General features: G+C 65.2%; 20 protein-coding genes and 1 tRNA gene. 6 read left to right on the top strand and 15 right to left on the bottom strand.

The features are described 5' to 3' along the window. The 10 genes from AC1DYI_RS10405 to AC1DYI_RS10450 all read right to left on the bottom strand — a co-directional run. Positions 1-618, bottom strand: a 618-nt coding sequence (locus tag AC1DYI_RS10405) for a hypothetical protein (protein ID WP_477204032.1), incomplete at its 3' end; no start/stop codon positions are given. Between the two features lie 563 nt (positions 619-1,181). Beyond that, entirely contained in the window at positions 1,182-1,829 is a 648-nt protein-coding gene (locus AC1DYI_RS10410) for an ECF-type sigma factor (RefSeq protein WP_477204033.1), read from the bottom strand. A gap of 255 nt (positions 1,830-2,084) precedes the next feature. Then, the gene (locus tag AC1DYI_RS10415; RefSeq protein WP_477204034.1) at positions 2,085-2,285 is read right to left on the bottom strand and encodes a DNA gyrase inhibitor YacG; all 201 of its coding nucleotides are present in this window, start codon (positions 2,283-2,285) and stop codon (positions 2,085-2,087) included. A 9-nt stretch (positions 2,286-2,294) separates the two neighbouring features. After that, a complete protein-coding gene (gene zapD, locus AC1DYI_RS10420; RefSeq protein ID WP_477204035.1) occupies positions 2,295-3,050 on the bottom strand; it encodes a cell division protein ZapD in 756 nt (251 codons plus the stop codon). A 64-nt stretch (positions 3,051-3,114) separates the two neighbouring features. After that, entirely contained in the window at positions 3,115-3,762 is a 648-nt protein-coding gene (gene coaE / locus AC1DYI_RS10425; protein WP_477204036.1) for a dephospho-CoA kinase, read from the bottom strand. 1 nt (position 3,763) lies between these two features. Then, a complete protein-coding gene (locus AC1DYI_RS10430) occupies positions 3,764-4,687 on the bottom strand; it encodes a prepilin peptidase (RefSeq protein WP_477204037.1) in 924 nt (307 codons plus the stop codon). A 3-nt stretch (positions 4,688-4,690) separates the two neighbouring features. Further along, the gene (locus AC1DYI_RS10435) at positions 4,691-5,911 is read right to left on the bottom strand and encodes a type II secretion system F family protein (protein WP_477204038.1); all 1,221 of its coding nucleotides are present in this window, start codon (positions 5,909-5,911) and stop codon (positions 4,691-4,693) included. 64 nt (positions 5,912-5,975) lie between these two features. Then, positions 5,976-7,694: a type IV-A pilus assembly ATPase PilB gene (pilB, locus tag AC1DYI_RS10440; RefSeq protein WP_477204039.1), complete on the bottom strand. Its 1,719-nt coding sequence runs from the start codon at positions 7,692-7,694 to the stop codon at positions 5,976-5,978. A 187-nt stretch (positions 7,695-7,881) separates the two neighbouring features. Further along, positions 7,882-7,958, bottom strand: a tRNA-Pro gene (locus AC1DYI_RS10445). A gap of 30 nt (positions 7,959-7,988) precedes the next feature. Then, entirely contained in the window at positions 7,989-8,978 is a 990-nt protein-coding gene (locus AC1DYI_RS10450; protein WP_477204040.1) for a polyprenyl synthetase family protein, read from the bottom strand. Positions 8,979-9,194: 216 nt separating this feature from the next. Here AC1DYI_RS10450 and rplU point away from each other — a divergent pair, with 216 nt between their 5' ends. The 4 genes from rplU to proB all read left to right on the top strand — a co-directional run bounded on the left by rplU (position 9,195) and on the right by proB (position 12,161). Next, complete coding sequence (gene rplU / locus AC1DYI_RS10455) at positions 9,195-9,506, top strand: 50S ribosomal protein L21 (RefSeq protein ID WP_329722104.1); 312 nt, start codon at positions 9,195-9,197, stop codon at positions 9,504-9,506. A 25-nt stretch (positions 9,507-9,531) separates the two neighbouring features. After that, entirely contained in the window at positions 9,532-9,789 is a 258-nt protein-coding gene (gene rpmA, locus AC1DYI_RS10460) for a 50S ribosomal protein L27 (RefSeq protein ID WP_477204041.1), read from the top strand. Positions 9,790-9,888: 99 nt separating this feature from the next. After that, positions 9,889-11,043, top strand: a complete 1,155-nt coding sequence (gene cgtA, locus AC1DYI_RS10465) for an Obg family GTPase CgtA (protein WP_477204042.1) — start codon at positions 9,889-9,891, stop codon at positions 11,041-11,043. Further along, the gene (proB, locus tag AC1DYI_RS10470) at positions 11,040-12,161 is read left to right on the top strand and encodes a glutamate 5-kinase (RefSeq protein WP_477204043.1); all 1,122 of its coding nucleotides are present in this window, start codon (positions 11,040-11,042) and stop codon (positions 12,159-12,161) included. Before cgtA ends, proB begins: the two co-directional genes overlap by 4 nt. A 171-nt stretch (positions 12,162-12,332) precedes the next feature. Here proB and AC1DYI_RS10475 read toward each other — a convergent pair whose 3' ends face one another. Then, complete coding sequence (locus tag AC1DYI_RS10475) at positions 12,333-12,956, bottom strand: RNA pyrophosphohydrolase (RefSeq protein ID WP_477204050.1); 624 nt, start codon at positions 12,954-12,956, stop codon at positions 12,333-12,335. A 115-nt stretch (positions 12,957-13,071) separates the two neighbouring features. On the opposite strand from AC1DYI_RS10475, the gene AC1DYI_RS10480 reads away from it, so the two are divergent. Beyond that, positions 13,072-14,817 (top strand): proline--tRNA ligase, encoded by a 1,746-nt coding sequence (locus AC1DYI_RS10480; protein ID WP_477204044.1) that lies wholly within the window; start codon positions 13,072-13,074, stop codon positions 14,815-14,817. Then, entirely contained in the window at positions 14,817-15,488 is a 672-nt protein-coding gene (locus AC1DYI_RS10485; RefSeq protein WP_477204045.1) for a lytic transglycosylase domain-containing protein, read from the top strand. The genes AC1DYI_RS10480 and AC1DYI_RS10485 overlap by 1 nt, the downstream gene beginning before the upstream one ends. Here AC1DYI_RS10485 and AC1DYI_RS10490 read toward each other — a convergent pair. The 4 genes from AC1DYI_RS10490 to prmC all read right to left on the bottom strand — a co-directional run. Beyond that, complete coding sequence (locus AC1DYI_RS10490) at positions 15,477-16,052, bottom strand: UbiX family flavin prenyltransferase (protein ID WP_477204046.1); 576 nt, start codon at positions 16,050-16,052, stop codon at positions 15,477-15,479. The two genes, AC1DYI_RS10485 and AC1DYI_RS10490, sit on opposite strands and share 12 nt — an antisense overlap. A 1-nt stretch (position 16,053) precedes the next feature. Further along, complete coding sequence (grxD, locus tag AC1DYI_RS10495; protein WP_477204047.1) at positions 16,054-16,365, bottom strand: Grx4 family monothiol glutaredoxin; 312 nt, start codon at positions 16,363-16,365, stop codon at positions 16,054-16,056. 121 nt (positions 16,366-16,486) lie between these two features. Then, positions 16,487-17,086, bottom strand: coding sequence for a hypothetical protein (locus AC1DYI_RS10500; RefSeq protein WP_477204048.1), 600 nt, complete (start codon positions 17,084-17,086; stop codon positions 16,487-16,489). A gap of 163 nt (positions 17,087-17,249) precedes the next feature. Next, on the bottom strand, positions 17,250-17,949 hold a 700-nt coding region (gene prmC, locus AC1DYI_RS10505; RefSeq protein WP_477204049.1), incomplete at its 5' end, for a peptide chain release factor N(5)-glutamine methyltransferase.

Here is a 17,949-nt window from a genome sequence, read left to right on the forward strand (position 1 = left end):
GTAGTCGTACAGGATCGCGTCGCCGCTCTTGTCCAGGACCTGGGTCAACAGCTTGTTGGCGTCGTTGCTGTAGGTGTACCAGTTGGTGTTGCCGGTGCTGTCCGCCACGCTCTGCAGCCGACCCGAGACGGACGAATACTTCTCGACCGTGCCACTGCTGCCTTCGGTGCGGATGTACTGGTTGTTGGCCGTGTCGACCGTGATCGTGTCGTGCGCGCCGGAGCCGGCTGTGCAGACATAGGCCGTGCCGTTCCAGTCGTAGGTCGACTGCGAACCGTCGCGCGCCGTGCGGATCAGCGTGCTGCCGGCCGTCTTGACCGCCTTGTTGCCGCCCAGCACGATCTGCTGCAAGTAGATCCCCAGCGACCAGTTGTCGCCGTTGTCGCCGTCGTTGAACTGCCCGAGGCTGTTGTAGGTGCGCAGCGCCTCGTTGTCCAGGCCTCGGCTGGCCAGGAAGTCGTCACGGCGCTGCACCACCAGGTTGCCGGTGGCGGCGTTGACGTAGACCTGATCCCCGCTGTTGCCCTGGCCGGGCAGCCCCCACATCCCCTGCGAGCCGAGCGTGCCCAGCGAGGTGAGTTCCAGACCAAGGCTGTTGCCACTGACGATTGCGACCATGGGGTAAACCAGTAAAGAGGTGGGCTAAGCGCCACAGCACCCCATTGGTCACCCGCTATCGGCTGAAAAGATGTCCTCCTACCGGCACCTGGTGGTGCCTGTTATTCGGAGCAGTCCCTCTGCTGCGGGCGCTGTCATGAGCGCTTTGGCTTTATCTAGACAATTCATCCGGACATTCCGGCCGCGGTTTAGCAAGTCCGACTAAATAGGTTGGTTTTACCGACGCAAGCTACGTGTATCGACGAGCGAACAATCGCGTCCGCAGCGGCGGAGCCACACCCAAGTGACGGGGCGCATCCCGGTGTCGGCGCTGCCAGGGCACCGCATTCGGCTGGTAGCCTGGACGCAATGCTCGGCGAGTGGAGGCAGTGACGCTTCGCAGGCGTAACCCGGGAGATAGACGCCAGTTCTATTTCAAGTGAACAGAATGGGCGAAAATTCAGCTTTTGGCGAACCAGCAGTTCGGAACCTATTGATGACGGCACGCGTAAGTACGTGTCAGCCTTGACTCTTTGGTTCAGGAGCTACCGAGACCTGACATCCGTCTGGGCCCGACGGGAGTGCTACGGTTGCGTTTTCTTGCGGCGACCGAGTTCACGCAGCAGCCAAGCGCGTGCGGTCGACCATTCGCGCTTCACGGTGGCGGCGGAAACGCCGATCGCCTCAGCCGTCTCGTCGACGCTCAGCCCGCCAAAGAAACGCAGCTCGACGACGCGGCCTTGTCGGTCGTCCAACTGCGCCAGTTCCTGCAGTGCTTCGTCGAGCTGAAGGATATCGAGGATGGCGTCTTCTTCTGGGCTCGCCATTTCGCCAGCCACTTCCTGCAACGCGTCCAGACTTTGCACCGGGACGCCGCTGCCGCGCTTGGCGGCGTGGTGGCTGCGGGCGTGGTCGACCAGGATGCGGCGCATCAGCATGGACATCCAGCCAAAGAACTGACCGCGAGACGCCAGGTGGAGCTCGCTGCGCTCAGCCAGTCGCATGAAGGCTTCGTGAACGAGCCCCGTGCTTTGCAGGGTGTGGTCTTCACGCTCATGGCGCAGGTGCCGGCGTGCGAGCTGGCGCAGATCGTCATAGACCAGCGGCACGAGCTGGTCGAGCGCCTGCTCATCGCCGCTCGACCAGCTCTGCAGCAGGGCCGTGATGGGCGACCGGAGGTCGCCTCCGGCTTGGTGCGGAGGACCGGATTGGGCCTGGTCAGGTGCTCGCATGTGAGACGAGGGGGCTGCGAAGGGCCCCGATTCACGCACACTCGTAGTCCGATCGCAAGGCGAACCCCTCGCGCCTGGCGGGGTGCTGCGAGCGTTTGCAGCTGCCGAGACGGTTCGTGCCGTGATGGGCCCAGGACACACAGCCCTCAAGCCACGAGCGCCGTACCGACGAGCATCTGTGGCTGGGTAGAGCGCCACGAGGACTGCGCTCAGGTTGTTGCGCCAGCGCGCAGGGGCGCCCGCGGCGCTGGCTTGCTATTCCTGATCGTCCGGCGGCGGGTTGGCGCCGACGCGGTAGCCCTCGCTGGCCCAGGCGCCGAAGTCGTGGCCCTGGCAGCGGGCGCTGCAGAAAGGGCGATAGGCGTTGGCAGGTGAGAAGAGCGCGGGCGCCTTGCACGTGGGGCAGGGGACCATGCGCGGCTTGGGCGGGGCGGGCGGTGAAAAGGGTTCGGGCATGGGCGGGGCTCAGGCGCAGAGCGCGAGGTCGAAGTTGGCGTCGCCGTGGTAGGTCTTGAGCCGACCCTCGGCGTCCGCTCGCATCAGACGCACCGACACCATCAGGCGGTGGCCGCTGATCTCCGGCACCAGGCCCAAGGCCTCGTCGATGCGTACTCGAAGCAATTGGTAGGCCCGGCCGGGTGGCAGGCTCTGCTGGTACTGGCCGGCCTGCGCCACCACGCGGTGCGGCACCCCGGCGTCGCGCAACAGGTTCAGCAACAGCAGCAGCGCCTCCGCCAGTGGCACCAGGGTGTCGACCCAGTGGGTCAGGTCGTTACGCCGTTGTTCTGGGGCCAGTTGTTGCCATGCATAGTAGGCGGGCAGGTCGAACGAACAGGTCCCGCCCGGAATGCTGATGCGGCTGCGGATGCTCATCAACCAGTCGTTGGAGACCAGAGCGTGGCCGGCTTTGCCGCTCAGATGGTTCAGGCCGGCATGGGCGTGGTCGACGCGGGCGATGATCTCGTCCAGCGCGGCCTCGGAAACGCTGGGGTTGCCGCGAAAGCTTTGCAACTGGGCCTTGTGACGCTCCAGTTCCTTCAACAAGTCGGACTTCAGGTCGGCGCGCGACGCGACATCCATGATCTCGAATAGCGTGACCAGCGCGAAGTGGTGATCGACCGCCGAATCGCGCGGCAGCAGGGCATGCAAGCGTGCGAACAGATGCTCCAGCCGAAGCATCGTGCGAATGCCTTCGTTGAAAGGATATTCGTAGAGAACCAAACCGTATCGTCCTTGCTCGGCAGCCGTGCCCCTGGACTGTGAGTCCTGGGCGACACCGATTGTTTCACAGCGGCTGTTGTTTCAAGGGTGTCGAGGACGTGTCGGGCCACCAGTGCTGCCACAGCTGCCCGATGTGAGCGTCCAGGTCCGCCAAGTTCAGGCCTTCATCGTTGACCACCACCGCGTCAGCGATCGCTCGGCGGGCGCTGCGCGATGCCTGCTGGGCGATGACCCGCAGCACCTCGGCCTCGGCCCAGCCCGAGCGCTGCGTCACCCGCCGGACCTGCAGGGTTTCGTCGCAGTCGACGACCAACACCCGGTCGACCCGCTGGCGCCAGTGGGCGGATTCGGTCAACAAGGGCACGTCGAAAACGACCGGCTGACCGGGCTGCGCGCCCGCGGCCTGGTTTTGCGCTTCCTGCCCGATCAACGGGTGCAGGATGGCTTCCAGCCGCAAGCGCGCGGCGGGATCGGAAAACACCTCCGCTCGCATGCGGGCCCGGTCCAACGCGCCGGCGGGGTCGATCATCACGACGCCAAAAGCGGCTCCGATGGCGGGCAACGCTGCTCCCCCGGGGGCGGTGAGTTGGCGCGCGATCAGGTCAGTGTCGACAATCAGCGCGCCGCGCCGCGCCAAGGCCGCCGCGACGGTGCTCTTGCCACTTCCGATGCCGCCGGTGAGGCCRACGCGCAGCCGTCCCGGCGCTGCCATGTCACTGGCCGATCCAGCCCAGCACGCGCTCGGTGCCGGCCAGCACCACCACCACGCCGCCGCCGGCGAGGAACGGGCCGAAGGGCACGTAACCGCCTTCACGCAGGCCGGAGGTGAACTTCATCGTGATGCCGACCACCGCACCGATCACCGAAGACATCAGGATGATGGGAAGAATGGCCTGCCAGCCGAGCCAGGCACCCAAGGCGGCGAGCAGCTTGAAGTCGCCGTAGCCCATGCCCTCTTTGCCGGTGGCGGCTTTGTAGAGCTTGTAGACGGACCACAAGGACAGGTAGCCGACGATCGCGCCCCAGGCCGCGCTGCGCAGCGGCACGGTCCAGCCAAATGAAGCTGCCGCCATCCCTGCCCAGAGCAGCGGCAGGGTGATGGAGTCCGGCAGCATCGTGGTGTCCCAATCGATGGCGGCCAGCGCAACGAGCGCCGCGAGCAGCGAGCACCAAAGCAGCGCCACCGGTTGGGCGCCGAAACGCCAGCCGGCTGCTGCAAACAGCGCGCCGGTCAACAGCTCGAGCAAGGGATACCGAGGCGAGATCTTCGTCTTGCAGGCCGAGCAACGGCCACGCAGGCGCAGCCAGCCGAACACCGGGATGTTCTCGTGCCAGGCGATCTGGTGGCCGCAGGCCGGGCAAGCCGAGCGCGGCTTTGACAGCCCGTAGGACCCAAGGCCCTCCACTTCCTTCGCCAGCTCGGTGGCCGTGGCCTGAAGGGCTTTCGAGGGCTCGTGCCCGAAACAGCGCTTGAACAACTCGCCGTCGCTCAGCTGCTCGGCGAAATCGGTCCACCAATCGCGCTCCATCATGCGCGGCAGCCGATGCACGACGACGTTCAGGAAGCTGCCGATACACAGGCCGAGCAAACCCAGCACCGGTGGCGACAGCCACAGGCTCACTGCTTCAGGGGACATGGGCTAGACGACCTGACCGAGCTTGAAGATGGGCAGGTACATCGACACGACGATACCGCCGATCAAACCGCCGAGGAAAACGATGATGATCGGCTCCAGCAGGGTCGACAGGCCTTTGACCATTTCATCGACTTCTTCCTCGTAGAAGTCTGCAGCGCGCGACAACATGTCGTCGAGAGCCCCCGACTCTTCGCCGATTGCAGCCATTTGCAGCACCATGTTCGGGAAGACGCCGGTTTGCGTCATCGAGGTCGTCAGCGCGGTGCCGGTCGAGACGTCGCGCTGAATCTGCTGGGTCGCATGGGCGTAGACTGAGTTGCCAGCGGTGCCGCCGACCGAATCCAACGCTTCGACCAGAGGCACGCCGGCAGCAAACATCGTCGACAGCGTGCGCGTCCAGCGCGCGATGATGGCCTTGCGGATCAGGTCGCCAAAGACCGGCAGCCGCAGCAGGAGGCGGTCCATGGCGAACTGCATCTTCTCTGACCGTTTCCAGGTCTGCATGAAGGTATAGCCGCCGCCGAAAAGCACGCCGAAGATCAGCCACCAGTACTTGACGAAGATCTCGCTGATCGACATCACGAACAGTGTGGGTGCGGGCAGTTCGGCGCCGAAGGACTTGAAGACGTCTTTGAAGGCCGGAATCACGAACAGCATGATGACCGTGACCACGACAAAGGCGACCACCAGCACCGATATTGGGTAAATCATCGCTGACTTGACCTTCTGCTTGATCGCCAGCGTTTTCTCCTGGTACATCGCCAATCGCGACAGCAACTCCTCCAAGATACCGCCTGCCTCGCCCGCTTCGACCAGATTGCAGTACAGCGCGTCGAAGTACTGCGGGTGACGGCGGAAGGCCGATGACAGGTTGGTGCCGGTTTCGACATCCGAACGGATGTCCATCAGCAGCCGGGTGAGGCGGGGGTTCGGGCTGCCGCGGCCAACGATGTCAAAAGCCTGTAGGAGCGGGACGCCGGCCTTCATCATCGTCGCCAGCTGGCGCGTGAAGACCGCGATGTCCTTGGCCTTGATGGTCTTGCCGCCACCGGACCGGCGCTTCTTGACCTTGGTGACCATCACGCCTTGACGGCGCAGGCTGGCGCTGACGGCGGCTTCGCCGCCCGAACGCACTTCGCCCCGCACGATCTTGCCGTTGCGGTCTTTGCCTTCCCACTCGAAGATGAATTCCTTGACGTCTTTCGCCGCTACTGCAGTTGCCATTGAGCCTCCGGCCGATCCCCAATTGATCGATATGTGCGTTGTCGTGATTGTGCTTGCTCGCCGCTCACTCGTTGGTGGCGGCGATCACTTCCTCGAGCGAGGTGGCGCCCAGCCGCACCTTCACCAGCCCTGATTGCCGCAAGTCCCTGACGCCGTCACGTTGGGCGGCTGCGGCGATGTCGACGGCCGAGCCTAGCGACAGGATGATGCGCTGGATTTCTTCGGTCACCGGCATCGCCTGGTAGATGCCCACCCGCCCTCTGTACCCGTTGTTGCAGCTGCTGCAGCCCACGGATTTGTAGGGCACCCAGCTGCCATCGAGATCGCTTTCGACATAGCCGGCTTTCAGCAGGGCGCTGCGCGGGTAGTCACCTGGTTTCTTGCAGTTCTCGCAAAGCTTGCGGACCAGGCGCTGAGCCGTGATCAGCAGCACGCTGGAGGCGATGTTGAACGGGGCCACACCCATGTTCAGCAACCGGGTCAGCGTGGATGGCGCATCGTTGGTGTGCAGTGTCGACATCACCATGTGGCCGGTCTGAGCGGCCTTGATGGCGATATCGGCTGTTTCGAGGTCGCGGATTTCGCCGACCATGATGATGTCCGGATCCTGGCGCAGGAACGACTTCAGCGCCACGGCGAAGTTCATGCCGGCCTTGTCGTTGACGTTGACCTGGTTGATGCCGGGCAGGTTGATTTCGGCCGGATCCTCCACCGTGGCAATGTTGACGCCAGGCTGGTTCAGGATGTTCAGGCAGGTGTAAAGCGACACGGTCTTGCCGCTGCCGGTAGGGCCGGTGACCAGCACCATGCCGTACGGGCGGTGGATGGCGTGCAGCAGCCGCTCCTTCTCGGCGGGCTCGTAGCCGAGCGCTTCGATGCCCAGCTTGGCGCTGGACGAATCGAGAATCCGGATCACGATCTTCTCGCCGAACAGCGTTGGCAGTGTGCTGACCCGGAAGTCGATCGACTTGTTGCCGAAGCGCAGCTTCATGCGGCCGTCTTGCGGCACCCGCTTTTCGGAGATATCCAGCCGCGAGATCACCTTGATCCGCGAGGCCAGCTTGTCCTTGATCGCGATCGGTGGCTGGGTGATTTCGCGCAATTCGCCGTCGACGCGGAAACGCACCCTGTAATTGAATTCGTAAGGTTCAAAGTGCAAGTCGGACGCGCGCATGTTGATCGCGTCGACCAGCATCTTTTGCAGGAAGCGCACCACCGGCGCGTCCTCGACCTCGGTGGTGACGTCGGCGGCAGCCGCCGGCGCCGTGTCTTCTTCTGTGACGTCGAAATCGAAATCGGCACTGGCAATGGCCTCCAGGGCCTGAGACGCCGGAGCAGCCTGCGAGTCGATTTGCCTACTGAGCTTGTCGTACTCGACCAGCACCCATTCGGGGGCCAACTGCGTCGCAAACTTGATGYGCTCGCTGGCCTCCTGGTCGGTCGGATCGGCGCAGGCCAGGAACAGGCGGCTGCCGCGCTTGCTCAGCGGCAGCACTTTGTATTGGGTGATCAGCTTCGCATCGAGGATGGTGCGCGGCAGGCGCTGCGGGTCGACCGCATCCAGGTCCAGCAATGGCACCGCCAGCGCCACCGACAGGTTGTGCGCCAGGGTCGACGGGGTCATGTCACCCGCGTCCAACAAGGCGGTGACAAAGCTGACGCGCTTCTCACGCGCAGACGCGGTGAGTTCTTCAGCCCGTTGGACTTTCAGTTTTCCGCCATGGACCAGCACGCGTGCTACGCCAGACAACGCGGAAGAAGGGGCTTCGAGCAGGGTATCCACAAACACGCACCGTCAGGGCGCACAAAGACCATGATCGGCCATCATCGCCGAACCAACAGGGCCTGTAAATCGTGGGGATCGCGCGTCGGGCTCTCCCATGAACACCTGGTCACGCTTCGTGTCCCTGGCGAGACAACCGATGCGGCCCAAGGCAGGCCGCGGCGTGATGGGTGGGAAAAGAAGATCCTGGTCGGGGTGAGAGGATTCGAACCTCCGGCCTCTACGTCCCGAACGTAGCGCTCTACCAGGCTAAGCTACACCCCGATGTCTCTTCGTCGTGTTGTGTTTGCTGCGCTACGAGGAACGCTCAACCGACCGAGCAGAGAATTCTAGCAGAGCTTCACGAGCTCTCGAAGGGGGCAGCACGAAAAGTCGCTCAGAGGCTTGTTGCGCTTCGGTGCGCGCAGCGTCGCGCGTGGCCTGCAAGGCCCCAGTGCGGCGAACAACCGCGACGATCTCGGGCAAGCGCTCGACCTCGCCACGCTCGATGGCGTGGCGAATCAATGCCCGCTCTTCCGGGGTGYCACGTTCCATGGCCACCAGCAGTGGCAATGTCGGCTTGCCTTCGCGCAGATCGTCTCCCACGTTCTTGCCCAGGGCATGCGTGTCGCCCTCGTAGTCCAGCAGGTCGTCGACCAACTGGAACGCCGTGCCCAGGGCGCGGCCATAGTCGGCGCACGCCTCTTCGATCTCGGGCGGTGCGTTGGCGATGACGGCGCCCAGGCGGGCGCTGGCCTCGAACAGTTTGGCGGTCTTGTAGCGGATCACGCGCAGATAGTCGGCCACGGCCAGATCCGGGTCGTGCATGTTCATCAGCTGCAGGACTTCGCCCTCGGCGATGACGTTGGTCGCGTCGGCCAGCACGTCCAGCACCCGCATGCGGTTCAGCGACACCATCATCTGGAAGGCGCGCGAATAGAGGAAATCGCCGACCAGGACGCTGGCGGCATTGCCGAACAAGGCGTTGGCCGTGGCGCGGCCGCGCCGCAGCGACGATTCGTCGACCACGTCGTCGTGCAGCAGCGTGGCGGTGTGAATGAACTCGACGATTGCCGCCGCCTCATAAGGCTCCGGCCCCTCGTGCCCAAGGGCCTCGGCGAACAGCAGCACCAGCCGCGGCCGAATCCGCTTGCCGCCGGCGCCGATGATGTAGTGGGAGATCTGCTCGATCAGAGCGACATCAGACGCCAGCCGAGTGCGGATGACCTCGTCGACCTGGGCCATGCCTTCGGCGATGAAGTCCAACGGCGGGGCGGCCGGCAAAGAGGTGTCCGTGGCAGGCATGAGAAAAAATGCGCGGTCTGCAGTCGGCAAAAGTCGCAGATTATAGGAAGCCCTGGGCGGACGCCCGGGCCGGGGCCTTCTTGGCCTTGCCGCCGCCTCTCAGGGTTTGCTATAATTTTKGGCTTCGCGCGGGATGGTCCGTGCGGGCGTGTTCGCCTTTCGGGGCGGGCGCGAGGGCTTTTTGCAGTCTCCCTGCAAAAATTTCAAAGGGCACATATGTACGCGGTCATAAAAACCGGTGGCAAGCAATACAAAGTTGCAGCCGGCGAAAAGATCAAGGTAGAACAGATTGCTGCGGACGTTGGCCAGGAAATCGTGATTGATCAAGTGCTGGCCGTCGGCGACGGCGCGGCTCTGACGGTTGGGACCCCCCTGGTGAGCGGCGCGAGCGTCAAGGCCACTGTCGTGGCGCATGGTCGGCACGACAAGGTGCGCATCTTCAAGATGCGTCGCCGCAAGCACTACCAGAAGCACGGCGGTCACCGCCAGCACTACACCGAGCTGGAAATCAGCGCGGTCAACGGCTGACAAGCCGAAGCAGGAGTTCTGAACCATGGCACAGAAAAAAGGCGGCGGTTCCACCCGGAACGGCCGTGACTCCCAGCCCAAGATGCTCGGCGTGAAGGTGTTCGGCGGCCAGGTCATTCCGGCCGGCTCGATCATCGTTCGCCAGCGCGGCACCAAGTTCCACGCCGGCAGCAATGTGGCGATGGGCCGTGACCACACGCTGTTCGCGCTCGTCGACGGCACCGTGTCGTTCAAGGTCAAGGGCGAGTTGAATCGCCACACCGTCAACGTCACGCCGGTGTAAACCAGCGTCGCGTGCGACGACGAAGCCCCGGCTTGCCGGGGCTTTTTCACTTCTGGACGCGCCGCCGCCATGGCGCCCGTTCGCTACCATCTGCCCATCATGAAGTTCGTTGACGAAGCCACCATCGACATCGCCGCCGGCAACGGCGGGGCCGGCTGCGCGAGCTTCCGGCGCGAAAAATTCATCCCTTTCGGCGGCCCCGACGGTGGGGACGGGGGGCGAGGGGGCAGCGTCTGGGCGGTGGCCGACCGCAACCTGAACACGCTGATCGACTACCGCTACGCCCGTCGCCACGAGGCGAAGAACGGCGAAGCCGGCCGCGGGTCTGACTGTTTCGGCGCTGCCGCCGACGACATCACGCTGCGCATGCCGGTCGGCACGATCATCACCGACATCGAGACGGAACGCGTGATGGCCGAGCTGATTGAGCCCGATGTGCCGGTGCTGCTGGCCAAGGGCGGCGACGGCGGCTTCGGCAACCTGCACTACAAGACCAGCACCAACCGCGCCCCGCGCCAGAAGACGCCTGGCTGGCCTGGTGAGGCCTTCAAGGTCAGACTGGAGCTGCGCGTGCTGGCGGACGTGGGCCTGCTTGGCATGCCCAACGCCGGCAAGTCGACCCTGATTGCCTCGGTGTCGAACGCGCGACCAAAGATTGCCGACTACCCGTTCACCACCTTGCACCCGAACCTCGGCGTGGTGCGTGTCGGACCCGAGAAGAGCTTCGTCGTGGCCGACATTCCGGGCCTGATCGAAGGCGCCTCAGAGGGCGCGGGCCTGGGCCACTTGTTCCTGCGGCACTTGCAGCGCACGCGCCTGCTGCTGCATGTCGTCGACATGGCGCCGTTTGATGAATCTGTCGACCCAGTCGCGCAGGCCAAGGCGATCGTCGAAGAGCTGCGCAAGTACGACGAGGCATCAGCCACGGCGCCCGAGCTGTCCGATGCAGAGCGAGCCGATCTGGGTGGCAATCGACGTTTGCCTCGACCAGGAGCCTCGCTGCTCGACAAACCGCGCTGGCTGGTGCTGAACAAGCTCGACATGGTGCCGGAAGAGGAGCGCGCGAAACGCGTCAAGGACTTCGTCAAGCGCTACAAGTGGAAGGGCCCGGTCTTCGAGATCTCGGCCTTGGCTCGTGAAGGTCTGCAGCCTTTGATCCACGCCATCTGGGAGCATGTGGCTGCCGAGCAGAGCAAGCCGCCGCCCGAGCCGGACCCGCGCTTCGACAGCAGCAGCGGAGAGGAATCGGCATGACGGCGGGCGCCCTGAAGTCGGCGCGCCGCATCGTCGTCAAGGTCGGTTCCAGCCTCGTCACCAACGAGGGGCGGGGTATCGACGCCGATGCGATCGACAACTGGTGCCGCCAGTTGGCTGCATTGGCCGCACAGGGCCGCGAAGTGGTGATGGTCTCGTCGGGCGCGATCGCCGAGGGCATGAAGCGTCTGGGCTGGGCGACGCGGCCGAAAGAGCTGCCCGAGCTGCAGGCCGCTGCCGCGGTCGGCCAAATGGGCCTGGCCCAGATGTACGAGCGCAAGCTCTCGGCCCATGGCATGGGCAGCGCGCAGGTGCTGCTGACGCATGCCGACCTGGCCGATCGCGAGCGTTACCTCAACGCCCGCTCAACGCTGTTGACGCTGCTCGGGTTGAAGGTTATCCCGGTCATCAACGAGAACGACACTGTCGTCAACGACGAAATCAAGTTCGGCGACAACGACACGCTCGGTGCGCTGGTGGCCAACCTGGTCGAAGCCGATGCGCTGATCATCCTGACCGACCAGCGTGGGCTGTATTCGGCCGATCCGCGCAAGGACACTGCAGCGCGATTCATTGACGAAGCTGCGGCTGGCGATCCGGCGTTGGAGGCGATGGCCGGCGGCGCTGGCTCCAGCATCGGCCGCGGCGGCATGATCACCAAGGTGTTGGCGGCCAAGCGCGCGGCGGGCAGTGGCGCCAGCACGGTGATCGCTTGGGGCCGCGAGCCCGATGTGCTGCTGCGCCTTGCGGCCGGCGAAGCTATCGGCACCGCCTTGCTGGCCGGCACGCCCAAGCTGGCGGCGCGCAAACAGTGGATGGCTGACCACCTGCAACTGCGCGGCGCGGTGCGGGTCGATGACGGCGCAGTGATCAAACTGCGCGACGAGGGCAAGAGCCTGCTGCCGATCGGTGTGCTTGAGGTCGAAGGCGACTTCCACCGCGGCGATGTGATCGCCGTCCGCTCGGCGGCCGGTGCCGAAGTGGCGCGCGGCTTGGCCAACTACGCCAGTGGCGAAGCGAGGCTAATTGCTCGCAAGCCGTCGTCACAGATCGAAGGCCTGCTCGGCTACGCCAGCGAACCCGAACTGATCCACCGAGACAACTTGGTGCTCGCCTAAGCGAGCACCAAGTTGCGGTGAAGACTCACGTTGGCCTCGCCAACGTGAAGCACCGAAGGTGCGGGTCGAAGCCACAACTGCAAGGCCAGACCACCCATCCATCGTTGCAACGGCGCCGCCTCGGTCGTGGTGCGCCACGGGGTCGCCAGCCGGGCCGGTCGCGCCGATCTGTCAATGCGGCCCGTTGGTCCCGTTGTGTCCTTCGCCGGGCGGCTCGACCGGGTTTTCGCCAGGCAAGGCCTCGTCGACCATCTCACTGCGTCGCCGGTCGTCCCGCGCGTGCGGGCGCATACCGCTGCGCAGGTAGCGGTTGTGGTGGTTCACCTTGGGCAGAAAGCGCGCCAATTCGGTCAGCGCCATCTGGTAAACGCCGCGCTTGAATTCGATCACGACGTCCAGCGGCACCCAGTATTCATTCCAACGCCAAGCGTCGAATTCCGGGTGATCGGTGGCGCGCAGATTCATGTCGGTGTCGCGCCCCATCAGCCGCAAGAGAAACCAGATCTGCTTTTGCCCTTTGTAGTGCCCCCGCGCATCCTTGCGGATGAAGTGATCCGGGACTTCGTAGCGAAGCCAGTCACGGGTGCGTGCCAGAATCTGCACATGCTCGGGCAACAGGCCCACTTCTTCGTGCAGCTCGCGAAACATCGCCTGCTCAGGCGATTCGCCGTACTTGATGCCCCCTTGCGGGAACTGCCAGGAATGGGTGCGCAAACGCTTGCCCCAAAACACCTGGTTGCGGGCGTTGAGCAGGATGATGCCGACGTTAGGCCTGTAGCCCTCCCGGTCGAGCATAATCAAACCCCAAATTTTGAACTGAAATCAATATAGCACCGGCGGCTCACAGGGCACAGGCCCTCGCTTTCCCGAAGCGCGCGCCGCGGTCGATTTCGCCCCTGACAAGCCGCCCATGAAAGCCAGCCAGTTTTTCATCTCCACGCTCAAGGAAGCGCCCGCCGATGCCGAGGTGGTGAGCCACCAGTTGATGATGCGCGCCGGGATGATCAAGCGCTTGGGCGCTGGCATCTACAACTACATGCCGATGGGCCTGCGGGTCATCCGCAAGGTCGAGGCCATCATCCGCGAGGAGATGAACCGCGCCGGCGCCGTTGAGTTGCTGATGCCTGTCGTGCAGCCAGCTGAGCTGTGGCAGGAGACGGGTCGCTTCCAGGCTTACGGCCCTGAGCTGATGCGCGTGAAGGACCGGCACGACCGCGACTTCATCATCCAGCCCACGAGCGAAGAGGTCATCACCGACATCGCCCGCCAGGAACTGCGCAGTTACAAGCAGCTGCCGAAGAATTTCTATCACATCCAGACCAAGTTCCGCGACGAGCGCCGGCCGCGCTTTGGCGTGATGCGGGGTCGCGAATTCACGATGAAGGACGCCTACTCGTTCGACCGTGACAAGGCCTCGGCGCTGAAGAGCTACGAGACGATGTACAAGGCCTACTGCTCGATCTTCGATCGCTTCGGCCTGCAGTACCGCGCGGTGGCGGCCGACACCGGTGCGATCGGCGGCGACGCGTCGCATGAGTTCCAGGTGATCGCTGACACCGGCGAAGACGCACTGGTCTATTGCCCGACCAGCGACTACGCCGCCAATATCGAGCTGGCCGAGGCACTCGCCTTGTCGGCAGAGCGCGGTGCTGCCACGCAAGCACTGACCAAGACCCCGACGCCTGGCAAGAGCACCTGCGCCGACGTGGCCCAGTTGCTGGGTCTGCCGCTGGCGCAGACGGTGAAGTCGCTGGTGCTGGCCACCGACGAGTTGAACGACAAGGGCGACATCGTCAAGACGACTGTGTGGCTGCTGCTGGTGCGCGGTGACCACGACCTCAACGAAATTAAGGCTGGCAAGGTGCCGGGCCTGAAGGGTGGCTACCGTTTCGCGACAGTCGCCGAGATCGAGGACCACTTCGGTTGCAAGCCGGGCTACCTCGGCCCGATCGGGCTGAAGAAACCGGTCAAGGTCATCGCCGACCGTACGGTCGCGAACATGGCCGACTTCGTCTGCGGCGCCAACGAGGTCGACTTCCACGTCACTGGCGTCAACTGGGGCCGCGACCTGCCTGAGCCGGACCTCGTGGCCGACATCCGCAACGTCGTCGCCGGTGATCCGTCGCCCGATGGCAAGGGCGCGTTGGCGATCCAGCGTGGCATCGAGGTCGGCCACGTGTTCTATCTTGGCACCAAGTACTCGGGCGCGATGAGCGCCAACTACTTGGACGAGACCGGCAAGCCGCAACCGATGGAAATGGGCTGCTACGGCATCGGCGTCACCCGAATCCTCGGCGCCGCGATCGAGCAGAACCATGACGAGCGCGGCATCATCTGGCCGGCCTCGATCGCTCCTTTTGCGACCGTGATCTGCCCGATCGGCTACGACCGTTCGGCCGACGTCAGAGCCGCGGCCGACAAGCTGCACGACGAGCTGAGCGCTGCCGGCATCGATGTGCTGCTGGACGACCGCGGTGAGCGCCCCGGCGCAATGTTCGCCGACTGGGAGCTGGTGGGTGTGCCGCTGCGCGTGGTCATCTCCGACCGCGGCCTGAAAGAAGGCCTGCTCGAAGTGCAAGGCCGGCGTGACGCCGAGGCCAGCAAAGTGGCGGTGGCCGACGTGGGCGCTACCGTGAAGGCGCGCCTGGCAGCTTGATGGGCTCCGACCCAGGTCACTTGGGGCGTCGCGCCTGCCTGCGGGCGGCTGCAGCCACTGCGCTGTTCGGCCCCACCGCCTGGCAGGGCGCGATCGCCGGCACCCAGGCTGAAGAGCCGTTGGCCGACGCGGTGCGCACCGCGTTGTCGGCGTCGATCGCCAACAGCGCGCCGCCCAGGCCCAGCTTTGCCCGCATCGAAGATCGGCTGGTCTATCTGCGCTGGCTGGGCGCAATGAGCGACAAGCTCAAGCCGCGCAAGGCCGAGCAGCAGACACGCATCGAGTTTCTCGAGACGCTGTGGTACGAGAGCAAGCGAGCCAGCCTGCAGCCCGAGCTGGTGCTGGGGCTGGTTCAGGTCGAGAGTGGCTTTCGCAAGTACGCGATCAGCGTCGCTGGCGCGCGTGGCTACATGCAGGTGATGCCGTTCTGGGCCAAGCTGATCGGCGACGGCGACCCCGCGCGCTTGTTCCACATGCAGACCAACCTGCGCTTCGGCTGCGTGATCCTGCGGCACTATCTGGAGCGTGAGCAGGGCGACCTGTTCATGGCGCTGGGCCGCTACAACGGCAGCCGCGGCCGGCCCGAATACCCCAACGCGGTGCTGGGTGCGCGCAAACAGTGGATGGTGGTCGAGCCGGCTGCGCCAGCGTCGGCTGCCTCAAAGGCCTGACCAGCGCTGCGGCGTGGCGTTGCCCACACCCATCAGCTCGATCACCCGCTCGACCGTGTCGGCGACCAGCTCGTCGATCGTCTGCGGCCGGTGATAGAACGCCGGCAGCGGCGGGAAGACGACCGCGCCCATTTCGGTCACTGCCGTCATGTTGCGCAAGTGCGCCAGGTTGAACGGCGTTTCGCGCACCATCAGCACCAGGCGGCGGCGCTCCTTCAGCGTGACATCCGCCGCGCGCGTCAGAAGGTTGTCGCCAAAGCCATGCGCGATCGCGGCCAGCGACTTCATCGAACAAGGCGCGACTACCATCGCATCGACGCGGTGGCTGCCGCTGGCGATGCAGGCGCCAATGTCGCCGGCGGCGTGCGCCTCGCTGGCCAGCGCTTCCAGCCCGGCCCGGTCCAACCCCAGCTCGTGGTGAACGTTCAGCACGCCGGCGGGCGTCGCCACCAAGTGTGTGTACGCACCGAGCGCCTTCAGGCGCTCCAGCAGCTTCACGCCATACAACGCCCCGGACGCCCCCGTGATGCCAACAACGATGCGCGGGGCGGCGTCCAACGGCATGTCAGGCAGCCAGAACCTGCTGCAACTCGCCCGCCTGGTACATCTCCATCATGATGTCCGAGCCGCCGATGAACTCGCCGTTCACGTACAGCTGGGGGATGGTCGGCCAGTTGGCGTAGTCCTTGATGCCTTGGCGGATGTCTTCGTCTTCCAGCACGTTGACGGTCGTGATGTCGTTGACGCCGCAGGCCTTCAGCACCTGCACTGCGCGGCCCGAGAACCCGCACATCGGAAATTGCGCCGTGCCCTTCATGAACAGGACGACCTTGTGGCCTTTGACGATTTGGTCGATGCGTTGCTGAACGTCGCTCATGAGCACTCTCTGTGTGGGTGGATGCGGGCTCGCCGGCCCGATACGGCTTTATAAAACAAAGCCGCCGCGCGGGTGCGCGGCGGCCGCATGCCCCGATTGTCGGGGCTGGAAGGCGTCGGGGCTAGAAAGCGTAGGACATGTTGACCTGCAGCATGGGCGAAATCTGCATCGCCCGCAGCACGTCGTCAAAACCTTCCGCGCCGGAGAAGGCGCGGCCAAAACGCACCGCCTGGCCCGGCTTCTGAGCGGCCAGGCCCAGATCGGCCGACAGCCCGACCCCAGCGCGCGCCCACCAGGCGCTGTAGCCCAGCCCCAGGTAGGGCATGGCCGGGTTTGACTCTGGCTCGGTCAGGCTGGTGGGGCTGCCGCCGTTGTTGCGCCACTGCATTTCGCCATGGGCCGCTCCTGCGGGTGCCGCCAAGGCCAAGGCGCCTGGGCCCAACAGCAGCGCGCCGGTGGCGCGCAAGCCACCGCCGTCACCCAACCGGCCCCAACCCAGGTAGCGGTCGCCAGCCAGCATCGCGGTGCCGATTGGCGCCGAAGTCGCCCAATTGCCCAGCACCGGCAGGCTGGGCGCCGACATGGCCAAGCGGGCCTGCCAGGGCGACCAGTTTTCGCTGCTGTCGGGGCTGATTTTCAAGCCATCGCCCACCACTGGCGAAGCGGCCAGCGCGGGGCCAGCCAAGGCAAGACTCAGTGAAATCGCAACGAGGTGGCGCATGGTGAACCCCCTGCTTTACAGCCCGGCAAACACTGCCGTTAGAAACCATGCTACTCCGGCCATTCCTTTCGTGGGCGTGAAATGCTGGCGTCTCACCCCTCTGTTTCGGGGCATTACAAAACCGTGCGAACAGAGGATGATGGGCAGTTGAACCGCTTCCCGTTCAGCCGGGCCGGCGGCCCCCGGTGCAGCGTGGCCGGTCGGCCAGGTCTTGTCGGGTCGTGACTGCCTGGAAGCCGGCCTGTTGTAGCAAAGCAGCCACAGCTTCGGCCTGGTCCCAGCCGTGCTCCAGCAGCAGCCAGGCGCCCGGCAGCATGTGTGCCGGTGCGCCGGCGACGATGGCGCGGATCGCGTCCAGCCCGTCGCCGCCGGGCGTCAGCGCCAGTGTGGGTTCGTGGCGCAGCGCGGGCAGGTGCGGGTCTTCGCCGGCGATGTAGGGCGGGTTGCTTAGCACCAGGTCAAAGCGCTGACCGCCAGGAAGCGCCTGCCACCACGAGCCGGCATGGAAATTGACCGCCAGGCTGAGCCGCGTCGCGTTGGCCTTGGCCACCGCCAGCGCGGCGTCGCTCAGGTCCACCGCGCTGACCTGCGCGGCCGGATGGCGGTGCTTGACCGCCAGCGCGATTGCGCCGCTCCCCGTGCCCAGGTCGACCACCGCGGGCGCCGGCCGGTTGGCCGGCTCGTCGGTCAGCAGCGCCAGGGCCCAGTCGACCAGCGTTTCGGTGTCCGGCCGCGGCACCAGCACCGCCGGGCTGACCTGCAGCGTCAAGCCGTGGAACTCGCGCTCGCCGATCAGGTAGGCCAGCGGCTCACCGGCGGCCCGGCGCTTGCACAGCGCTGCGTAAGCGGCTGCCGTGTCTGGC

The organism is Ideonella sp. P3_A4 (assembly GCF_056403075.1).

Coding starts and splice junctions, on each gene's coding strand:
- AC1DYI_RS10410 (WP_477204033.1), bottom strand. CDS start 1,829: ATGCGAGCACCTGACCAGGCCCAATCCGGTCCTCCGCACCAAGCCGGA.
- AC1DYI_RS10415 (WP_477204034.1), bottom strand. CDS start 2,285: ATGCCCGAACCCTTTTCACCGCCCGCCCCGCCCAAGCCGCGCATGGTC.
- AC1DYI_RS10430 (WP_477204037.1), bottom strand. CDS start 4,687: ATGTCCCCTGAAGCAGTGAGCCTGTGGCTGTCGCCACCGGTGCTGGGT.
- AC1DYI_RS10435 (WP_477204038.1), bottom strand. CDS start 5,911: ATGGCAACTGCAGTAGCGGCGAAAGACGTCAAGGAATTCATCTTCGAG.
- rplU (WP_329722104.1), top strand. CDS start 9,195: ATGTACGCGGTCATAAAAACCGGTGGCAAGCAATACAAAGTTGCAGCC.
- rpmA (WP_477204041.1), top strand. CDS start 9,532: ATGGCACAGAAAAAAGGCGGCGGTTCCACCCGGAACGGCCGTGACTCC.
- cgtA (WP_477204042.1), top strand. CDS start 9,889: ATGAAGTTCGTTGACGAAGCCACCATCGACATCGCCGCCGGCAACGGC.
- proB (WP_477204043.1), top strand. CDS start 11,040: ATGACGGCGGGCGCCCTGAAGTCGGCGCGCCGCATCGTCGTCAAGGTC.
- AC1DYI_RS10475 (WP_477204050.1), bottom strand. CDS start 12,956: ATGCTCGACCGGGAGGGCTACAGGCCTAACGTCGGCATCATCCTGCTC.
- AC1DYI_RS10480 (WP_477204044.1), top strand. CDS start 13,072: ATGAAAGCCAGCCAGTTTTTCATCTCCACGCTCAAGGAAGCGCCCGCC.
- AC1DYI_RS10485 (WP_477204045.1), top strand. CDS start 14,817: ATGGGCTCCGACCCAGGTCACTTGGGGCGTCGCGCCTGCCTGCGGGCG.
- AC1DYI_RS10490 (WP_477204046.1), bottom strand. CDS start 16,052: ATGCCGTTGGACGCCGCCCCGCGCATCGTTGTTGGCATCACGGGGGCG.
- grxD (WP_477204047.1), bottom strand. CDS start 16,365: ATGAGCGACGTTCAGCAACGCATCGACCAAATCGTCAAAGGCCACAAG.
- AC1DYI_RS10500 (WP_477204048.1), bottom strand. CDS start 17,086: ATGCGCCACCTCGTTGCGATTTCACTGAGTCTTGCCTTGGCTGGCCCC.